This window comes from Streptomyces sp. NPDC058157 (assembly GCF_042884105.1).
GTDB lineage: Bacteria > Actinomycetota > Actinomycetes > Streptomycetales > Streptomycetaceae > Streptomyces.
Map to the genome: position 1 here is coordinate 1 of NZ_JBHVUQ010000227.1, position 10,393 is coordinate 10,393.

1 protein-coding gene is annotated in these 10,393 nt (G+C 75.1%); it reads left to right on the forward strand.

What is annotated here, in order from left to right; genetic code table 11:
• The coding region (locus tag ACFVXK_RS33450) for an SDR family NAD(P)-dependent oxidoreductase (RefSeq protein WP_389619386.1) at nucleotides 1–10,393 on the forward strand (10,393 nt) is incomplete at both ends.

A 10,393-nucleotide genomic window follows, 5' to 3' on the forward strand; every position in this document is an offset into this window, starting at 1 on the left:
CCGCCTCCACGTCCACGGCACCCCCGTCGACTGGGAAGCCGTGTTCGCCGGACGCGGCGCCCGCCGCGTCGACCTGCCCACCTACCCCTTCCAGCGCGAGACCTACTGGCTGCGCGTCCCGGCCGCCGCCGACCCCACCGCCATCGGCGTCACCGACACCGAACACCCCCTCCTGGGCGCCACCGTCGTGCTCCCGGACGGCTCCACCGTGCTCACCGGCCGGCTCTCCCTGGCCACCCACCCCTGGATCGCCGACCACGCCGTCTCCGGAACCGTCCTCGTCCCCGGCACCGCCTTCGTCGAACTGGCCCTGCGGGCCGGGCAGGAAGCGGGCTGCGCACACCTGGAGGACCTCACCCTGGAGGCCCCGCTCGTCCTGCCCGAACACGGCGGCGTCCAGCTCCGCCTCACCGTGGGCGCCCCCGCCCCCGCGGGCCGCCGCACTCTGGAGCTCCACTCGCGCCCCGAGGACCCCGCCACGTCCGCCGACTGGACGCGGCACGCCGGCGGCACCCTGACCCCCGAACCGCCGACGGTCCGGCCCCAGGACGCCCCCGAGCTCGCGGCCTGGCCCCCGCACGGCGCCGAACCCGTCGCCACCGGCCACCTCTACGCACTCCTCGACGACCTCGGCTTCGGCTACGGCCCGGGCTTCCGCGGCCTCACGGAGGCCTGGCGGCTCGGCGACTCCCTGTACGCGGCCGCGGCCCTGCCCGCCCCCACCGCGCCCGACGCGGGCGCGTTCGGGCTGCACCCGGCCCTCCTCGACGCCGCCCTCCACGCCTCCTGGCTCGGCCTGCTCTCCGGCACCGCCACCGGCCAGGGCCTGCTCCCCTTCTCCTGGAGCGGAGTCACCCTGCACGCGACGGGAGCCCCCGCCGTCCGCGTCCGGCTGACCCCGGCCGGCCCGGACACCGTCTCCGTGCTGGTCGCCGACACGGCGGGGCAGACCGTCGCCTCGGTCGACGCCCTCGTGCTGCGCCCGGTCTCCGCCGAGCGGCTGCGCGCCGCGGCCGCCCCCCGCACCGACAGCCTCCTCCGCCTCGACTGGACCCCCGTCCAGGTGCCCGCCGACGCTCCCGAACCCGACTGCGTGGTGGCCCTCGCCGGCCCGGACCCCGACGCGGCACCGCGGAACACGGCCGAAGCCGTACGGGCCACCGCCCACCGCACGCTCGCCGTGATCCAGGACCGGCTCGCGCAGGAGCACCCGGACGGGACCCCGCTCGTCGTCGTCACCCGCCACGCGGTCGCCACCACCCCCGCCGAGCGGACCGCGCTGGACCCGGCCCAGGCCGCCGTCTGGGGCATGCTCCGCACGGCCCAGTCGGAGAACCCCGGCCGCTTCGTCCTCCTCGACCTGGAGCCGGGCCTCGACCCGGCCGCCGGACCCGGCCGGGAAGCCCTGCGGGCCGCCCTGGCCACCGGCGAACCCCAGCTCGCCGTGCGCGGCGACGCCGTCCTGCTGCCGCGCCTGACCCCCCACACCGGCCGCCCGGCCGACGCGGCCCCCCAGGGCCCGGGCTTCCCGGCCGAGGGCACCGTCCTGGTCACCGGAGCCACCGGCACCCTCGGCCGGCTCGTCGCCCGCCACCTCGTCACCGAGCACGGCGTCCGCCACCTCCTGCTCACCGGCCGCCGGGGCCCCGCCGCCGAAGGCGCGGCCGAGTTCGAAGCCGAACTCACCGCCCTCGGCGCCCGGGTCACCACCGCCGCCTGCGACGTGGCCGACCGCCCCGCCCTGGCCGCACTCCTGGCGGCGGTCCCCGCCGAGCACCCGCTGACCGCCGTGGTCCACGCGGCCGGCGTCACCGACGACGGCATCGTCCCGGCCCTCACCCCGCAACGCCTCGACCACGTGCTGCGCCCGAAGGTCGACGCCGCCCTGCACCTGCACGAGCTCACCCGCGACATGGACCTGTCCGCGTTCGTGCTGTTCTCCTCCGTCTCCGCCACCCTCGGCGGCGCCGGCCAGGCCAACTACGCCGCCGCGAACGCCTTCCTCGACGCCCTCGCCCAGCAGCGCCACGCGGCCGGCCTGCCCGCCGTGTCCCTGGCCTGGGGCCTGTGGGCCGACGGCAGCGGCATGACCGGCAAGCTGGACTCCACCGATCTCGCGCGGATCCGCCGCATGGGCCTCGTCGCCATGGACGCCGCCACCGGACTCGCCCTGTTCGACGCCGGCTGCGCGGCCGGAGCCGACGTCCTCTTCCCGGCGCCGCTGGACCACGCGGGACTGCGCGTCCAGGCGGCCGAGGGCAAGGTCCCCGCCCTGCTGCGCGGACTGGTCAGGACCCCCGTCCGCCCGGCGCGCGGCGGGCCCGGCGCCTCCACCGCGGCACCCGCCGAACGCGCCTCCGCTCTGGCCACGACCCTGCACGGGCTCCCCGAGGCCGAGCAGGACCGTGTCCTGGGCGACCTCGTCCGCGCCCAGGTCGCCACCGTCCTCGGCCATGCCTCGCCCGACCGGGTCGAGCCCGAACGCCCCTTCAAGGACCTCGGCTTCGACTCGCTCACCGCCGTCGAACTGCGCAACCTGCTGGGCGCCGCCACCGGCACCCGACTGCCCGCCACCCTGGTCTTCGACCACCCCACCCCGCTGGCCCTCACCCGCCACCTGCGCACCGAGATCCTCGGAGCCGACGCCGACGCGGTGGATGGCGGGGCGGTGGTTCAGGTGGCGGCTGTGGACGAGCCGATCGCGATCGTGGGGATGAGTTGCCGGTATCCGGGTGGGGTGCGTTCTCCGGAGGATCTGTGGCGGTTGGTCGCCGAGGGTGGTGACGCCGTCGGCGGGTTCCCGGTGGACCGTGGCTGGGCGCTTGACACGCTGTACCACCCGGATCCGGATCACGCGGGGACGAGTTATGCCCGTGAGGGCGGGTTCCTTTACGAGGCGGGGGAGTTCGACGCGGGGTTCTTCGGGATCTCGCCGCGTGAGGCCCTCGCCATGGACCCGCAGCAGCGGTTGCTGCTGGAGACCTCGTGGGAGGTGTTCGAGCGGGCCGGTATCGACCCGGCGACGCTGAAGGGCTCGCGCACGGGAGTCTTCGCCGGCGTCATGTACCACGACTACGGCTCCCGGCTCCCCGTCGCCCCCGAAGGCTTCGAGGGCTACCTCGTCAACGGCAGCGCGGGCAGCATCGCCTCCGGCCGCGTGGCCTACACCTTCGGCCTGGAAGGGCCCGCGGTGACGGTGGACACGGCCTGCTCCTCGTCCCTGGTCGCCCTGCACCTGGCGGCGCAGGCGCTGCGGCAGGGCGAATGCTCGATGGCCCTGGTGGGTGGCGTGACGGTGATGGCGACCCCGAACATCTTCGTGGAGTTCAGCCGCCAGCGCGGGCTGGCCGTCGACGGCCGCTGCAAGGCCTTCTCCGCCGACGCCGACGGCACCGGCTGGGCCGAGGGTGCGGGCATGCTGCTGGTCGAGCGGCTCTCGGACGCCCGCCGCAACGGCCACCAGGTGCTGGCCGTCGTCCGGGGTTCCGCGATCAACCAGGACGGCGCGTCGAACGGTCTGACCGCCCCGAACGGTCCGGCGCAGCAGCGGGTGATCCGCCAGGCGCTGGCCCAGGCTGGCTTGTCGGCGGCGGACGTGGACGCGGTGGAGGCCCACGGCACGGGCACCACCCTGGGTGACCCGATCGAGGCCCAGGCCCTCCTCGCCACCTACGGGCAGGAGCGCGAGGCGGACCGGCCGCTGTGGCTGGGCTCGCTGAAGTCGAACATCGGGCACACGCAGGCCGCCGCGGGTGTGGCGGGTGTGATCAAGATGGTGTTGGCGATGCGGCACGGGGTGCTGCCGAAGACCCTGCACGTGGACGAGCCTTCGCCGCACGTGGACTGGTCGGCGGGGGAGGTGCGGCTGCTGACCGAGGCGCGTGAGTGGGCGCAGGAGGCGGGCCGTCCGCGCCGGGCGGGTGTCTCCTCGTTCGGCGTCAGCGGCACCAACGCCCACGTCGTCCTCGAACAGCCCGCGACGCCCGGGGCCCCGACGGCCCCGACCGCGGGCACGCCGGCCCCGGACCGGGCCGTCGTCTGGCCGCTGTCCGCCAAGGACCCGGCGGCGCTGCGCGCCCGGGCGGGACGCCTCCTCGCGCACCTCACCGCCCACCCCGGCCTCCACCCCCTCGACGTCGCCCTCTCCCTGGCCCCGCGGTCCGCCTTGGACCTGCGGTCCGCCGTGGTGGGTACGCACCGGGAGGAACTGGTCGGCGCGCTGGAGGACTTGATCGCGGACCGCGCCACCGCCACCGCCTTCCAGCGGGGGGAGACCCCCGAGGGGGCGCCCATCGGGGGCAGCCGGGTCGCGTTCCTGTTCTCGGGACAGGGGAGCCAGCGCCCGGGGATGGGGCGTGAACTGTACGAGGCCTTCCCGGTGTTCGCGGCGGCCTTCGACGCCGCGTGCGCGGCTCTGAACCCGCACCTCGAACTCCCTCTCCGAGACATGGTGTTCGGCGGTGAGCACGCCGAGTTGCTGGGCGAGACGCGGTTCACCCAGCCGGCGTTGTTCGCGGTCGAGGTGGCCTTGTTCCGGTTGGTGGAGTCCTGGGGGATACGCCCCGACTTCCTGGCGGGGCATTCGGTGGGTGAGTTCGCCGCCGCGCATGCGGCGGGTGTGCTGTCGCTGGAGGACGCGGCGAGGCTGGTGGCCGCCCGTGGCCGGCTGATGCAGGCGCTGCCGTCGGGCGGTGTGATGGTGGCGGTTCAGGCTTCCGAGGAAGAGGTGCGGGAGCTGCTGGCCGGGCTGGAGGGTCGTGCGGGGATCGCTGCCGTCAACGGGCCCACGGCCGTGGTGGTTTCGGGCGCCGAGGACGCGGTGGCGTCGGTCGTGGACCGGCTCGCGGCCGACGGCCGCAAGACCAAGGCCCTCGCCGTCTCCCACGCCTTCCACTCCCCGCTCATGGACCCCGTGCTGGACGCCTTCCGGGAGGTCGTGGAATCGGTTTCGTTCGAGGCCCCGAAGCTCCCGGTGGTCTCCACCCTCACCGGAGGGATCGTTCCCGCCGAGGAGTTCTGCTCGGCCGACTACTGGGTGAACCATGTCCGCGAGGCCGTCCGCTTCGCCGACGCGGTGGACTGCCTGGCCCTCGAAGGGGTGCGGTCCTTCCTGGAGATCGGGCCCGGCGGGGTCCTGACCGCCCTCGCCCAGGAGCTCCTCGACGAGCGCGCCCTCACCGTCCCCGTCCTGCGCGGCGACCGCGCCGAGGACCTGGCCGTCACCACCGCCCTCGCACGGCTCCACGTCCACGGCACCCCCGTCGACTGGGAAGCCGTCCACGCCGGGCGCGGCGCCCGCCGCGTCGACCTGCCCACCTACCCCTTCCAGTACGAGCACTACTGGCTCGACGCCCCCGCCGTCACCGGCGACGTCGCCTCCGCCGGACTGGCCGGCGCCGGTCACGCGCTGTTCGGCGCGACGGCCCTGCTCCCCGACGGCGCGGGCGCCCTCCTCACCGGACGGCTGTCCCTCGCCACCCACCCCTGGCTCGCCGACCACGCCGTCTCCGGTGTGACCCTGCTGCCCGGTACCGCCTTCCTGGAGATGGCCGTACGAGCCGGTGACGAACTCGGCTGCGGCCGGGTCGAGGAACTGGCCCTCGCCGCACCCCTGGTCCTCACGGAACAGGGCGCCGTCCAGGTCCGGGTCGTCGTCGGAGCCGCGGAACAGGCCGCGGAAGAGACCGCCGAGCGGCGGCCGGTGAAGATCTACTCCCGTGCCGAGGCCGGCGGGGAGGATGCCTGGACGCGCCACGCGACGGGTTTCCTCGTCCCCGACACCGACCGCACCCCGCCGCAGCCGGACGGCGAGGCGTGGCCCCCCGCCGGCGCCACCGCCGTGGCCCTCCAGGACTGCTACGACCGGCTGGCCGACGCCGGATTCGACTACGGGCCGGTGTTCCAGGGGCTGCGCGCCGTCTGGCGCCGCGGGGAGGAGGAACTGTTCGCCGAGGTGGCACTGCCCGAAGGGACCCCGGTCGACGGGTTCGCCGTGCACCCCGCCCTCCTCGACGCCGCCCTCCACGCCCTGAGCGTCGGGGAGTTCTCCGGCAACGACCAGACCGGCCGGCTCCCCTTCGCCTGGAACGGCGTGAGCGTGTACGGCAGCGGCGCCGAGACCCTTCGCGTCCGCCTGACCCGGGGCGCGACCGGGCCGGACGCGGTCGCGCTGCGGATCGGCGACGGCCGGGGACGGCCCGTCGCCTCGGTCGACGCGCTGCTCCTGCGCACGATCACCCCCGAACAGCTCGCCGGGGCCGACGAGGCCGCCCGGGGCGGGACCGGCCTGCGGGACGCCCTGTTCCGGGTCGAGTGGGAGACGTGCGAGCCGGTCTCCGAGCCGGAGCGAGCCGCCCCGGTCCGGTGCGCGCGCCTCGCAGACCTGGACGGGAGCTCCGTACCCGAGACGGTCGCCGTCGCCCTGACCACGCCGCCCGAGGGCGCGGGGGAGGGGGCCGCACCGGCCGCCGTGACGCGCCGCGCACTGGAACTCGTCCAGGAGTGGCTGCGCGAGGACCGGTTCGCCGCCTCGCGACTGGTCGTCGTCACGCGCCGCGCGGTCGGCACCGGGGCCGACACGAGCCCCGCGGACCCCGCCCAGGCGGCCGTCTGGGGTCTCGTACGCTCGGCCCAGGCGGAGAACCCCGGCAGGTTCCTGCTGGTGGACACCGACACCGACACCGACGCCGACGTCGACGCCGACGACACGGCCCTGCTGGCGGCAGCCGTGGCCTGCGGCGAGCCTCAAGTGGCCCTCCGAGCCGGGGGCTTGCTCGTCCCGCGGCTCGTACGGGCCGACGACACGGCCCGGGCGGAGGAGGACGCCCCCACACCCTTCACCGGCGACGGAACGGTACTGATCACCGGTGCGTCCGGCACGCTCGGCCGACTGGTCGCCCGCCACCTGGTCACCGCGTACGGAGTGCGGCACCTGCTGCTCGCCGGCCGCCGGGGCCAGGACGCCCCCGGCGCGGCCGAGTTCACGCAGGAGCTGCGGGAACTGGGCGCCGAACCGCGGACGGTGGCCTGCGACGTGGCGGACCGCGCCGCACTCGCCGCCCTGCTCGCGACGGTTCCCGCCGAACACCCGCTGACCGCCGTGGTCCACGCGGCCGGCGTCACCGACGACGCAACCGTCGCCGCCCTCACCCCCGACCGGGTCGACCGGGTGTTCCGGCCGAAGGCCGACGCGGCGCTCCACCTCCACGAACTGACCCGCGACGCGGACCTGTCCGCCTTCGTCCTGTTCTCCTCCGCCGCCGGCACGCTCGGCAGCGCCGGGCAGGCCAACTACTGTGCCGCGAACGCCTACCTCGACGCCCTGGCCGAATCCCGCCGGGCCCAGGGGCTGCCCGCGGTGTCCCTCGCCTGGGGCCTGTGGGCCCAGAGCAGCGCGCTCACGGCCGGGCTGGCCGCGGCCGACCGGCACAGGATCAGCCGCTCCGGACTGATCGCCCTCGAAGCGGCGGAAGGGCTCGCCCTCTTCGACACCGCCTGCCGCTCCGAGCGGCCCGCGCTGGTCCCCGTCCGCCTGGACACCGCCTCACTGCAGACCCAGGCCCGTGCGGGCACCCTGCCCCCGCTGCTGCGGAAGCTGGTCCGCACCTCCGTACGGCGCAGCCTCGACGGCGCCCCGCGGACGGCGGCCGGGCAGACCACGCAGGCCGACCGGCTCGCCGCCCTGCCCCAGGAGGAGCGGTACGCGTTCGTCCTCGACCTGGTGCGCACCCAGGTGGCCGCGGTACTCGGCCACGCGTCCACCCGTTCGGTGGCGGTCGACCGGCAGTTCCGGGACCTCGGCTTCGACTCCCTGACCGCCGTCGAACTGCGCAACACCCTCAACTCCGCCACCGGCCTGCGACTTCCCGCGACCCTCGTCTTCGACCACCCGACCCCCGAGGCGCTCACCCGCCTGCTGCTCACCGAACTGCTGGGACCGGACGCCGACGCGGCTGATGCCGGGTCGGTGGTTCCGGTGGCGGCTGTGGACGAGCCGATCGCGATCGTGGGGATGAGCTGCCGGTATCCGGGTGGGGTGCGTTCTCCGGAGGATCTGTGGCGGTTGGTCGCCGAGGGTGGTGACGCCGTGGGCGGGTTCCCGGTGGACCGTGGCTGGGCGTTGGATGACCTGTACCACCCGGATCCGGATCATGCGGGGACGAGTTATGCCCGTGAGGGCGGGTTCCTGTACGAGGCGGGGGAGTTCGACGCCGCCTTCTTCGGGATTTCGCCGCGTGAGGCGCTCGCCATGGACCCGCAGCAGCGGTTGCTGCTGGAGACCTCGTGGGAGGTGTTCGAGCGGGCCGGTATCGACCCGGCGACGCTGAAGGGCTCGCGTACGGGTGTGTTCGCCGGCGTCATGTACCACGACTACGGCTCCCAGCTCGGCGGGACCGTACCCGAAGGGCTCGAAGGACACCTCGGCATGGGCACGTCCGGGAGCGTCGCCTCGGGGCGGCTCTCGTACACCTTCGGTCTGGAAGGCCCGGCGGTGACCGTGGACACGGCCTGCTCCTCCTCGCTCGTCGCCCTGCACCTGGCGGCGCAGGCGCTGCGGCAGGGCGAGTGCTCGATGGCCCTGGTCGGCGGTGTCACCGTCATGGCGACCCCGAACACCTTCGTGGAGTTCAGCCGCCAGCGCGGGCTGGCCGTCGACGGCCGCTGCAAGGCCTTCTCCGCCGACGCCGACGGCACCGGCTGGGCGGAAGGCGTGGGCATGCTGCTCGTGGAGCGGCTCTCCGACGCCCGCCGCAACGGGCACCGGGTGCTCGCGGTGGTCCGCGGCTCTGCGGTGAACCAGGACGGCGCGTCGAACGGTCTGACCGCCCCGAACGGTCCCGCGCAGCAGCGGGTGATCCGCCAGGCGCTGGCCCAGGCGGGCTTGTCGGCGGCGGACGTGGACGCGGTGGAGGCCCACGGCACGGGTACCACCCTGGGTGACCCGATCGAGGCCCAGGCCCTCCTCGCCACCTACGGGCAGGACCGCGACGCGGACCGGCCCCTGTGGCTGGGCTCGCTGAAGTCGAACATCGGTCACACGCAGGCCGCCGCCGGTGTCGCCGGCGTGATCAAGATGGTCGAGGCCATGCGCCACGGGGTGCTCCCCAAGACCCTCCACGCCGACGAGCCGTCCCCCCACATCGACTGGTCCACGGGATCGGTGCGACTGCTGACCGAGGCCCGTGAATGGGCCGGTGACGGCGGGCGTCCGCGCCGCGCGGGCGTCTCCTCCTTCGGCGTCAGCGGCACCAACGCCCACGTCGTCCTGGAGTACGCACCGGGCGCGGAGCCCGAGCCGGCCGCCACGGCCACCACCGCCGCCGGTGATGTATTGGGCGCGGTCGCCTGGGTGCTGTCGGCCAAGGACGAGACCTCCTTGCGGGCCCAGGCGCAGCGCCTCGCGGCCCACGTCACCGCGCACCCGGCCCTCGGGCTCGCCGACGTCGGACGGTCGCTCGCCCTGTCGCGCGCCTCGTTGGAGCTGCGCGCCGCGGTCGTGGGGGCCGGCCGGGAGGAGCTGCTCGCGGGTTTGGAGGCCCTCGCCACGGGCCGTCCGGCGGCCGGTGCCGTACGCGGCACGGCGTCGACGGGGGCCGCCGGACGTACCGCGTTCCTGTTCTCGGGGCAGGGGAGCCAGCGCCTGGGGATGGGGCGTGAACTGTATGAGTTCTTCCCGGTGTTCGCGGCGGCCTTCGACGCCGTGTGCGCCGCTCTGGATCCGCACCTGGAACTTCCCCTGCGGGAGGTGGTGTTCGGTGGGGACGCGGAGTTGCTGGGCGAGACGCGGTTCACGCAGCCGGCGTTGTTCGCGGTCGAGGTGGCGTTGTTCCGGCTGGTGGAGTCCTGGGGCGTCCGCCCGGACTTTCTGGCCGGGCACTCGATCGGGGAGTTCGCCGCCGCGCATGCGGCGGGTGTGCTGTCGCTGGAGGACGCGGCGAGGCTGGTGGCTGCCCGTGGCCGGTTGATGCAGGCCCTCCCGTCGGGGGGCGTGATGGTGGCGGTCCAGGCCTCGGAGGAGGAGGTGCGGGAGCTGCTGGCCGGGGTGGAGGGCCGTGCGGGGATCGCCGCCGTCAACGGGCCCACCGCCGTGGTGGTTTCGGGCGCCGAGGACGCGGTGGCGTCGGTCGTGGACCGGCTCGCGGCCGACGGCCGCAAGACCAAGGCCCTCGCCGTCTCCCATGCCTTCCACTCCCCGCTGATGGAGCCGATGCTCGACGCCTTCCGTGAGGCCGTAGAGGAGACCGTGTTCGGGACTCCCGTCCTGCCGGTGGTCTCCACCCTCACCGGCCGGGCCGTTACCGCCGAGGAGTTCTGCTCGGCCGACTACTGGGTGAGCCACGTCCGTGAGGCCGTCCGCTTCGCCGACGCCGTCACCACCCTCGCGGACGAGGGC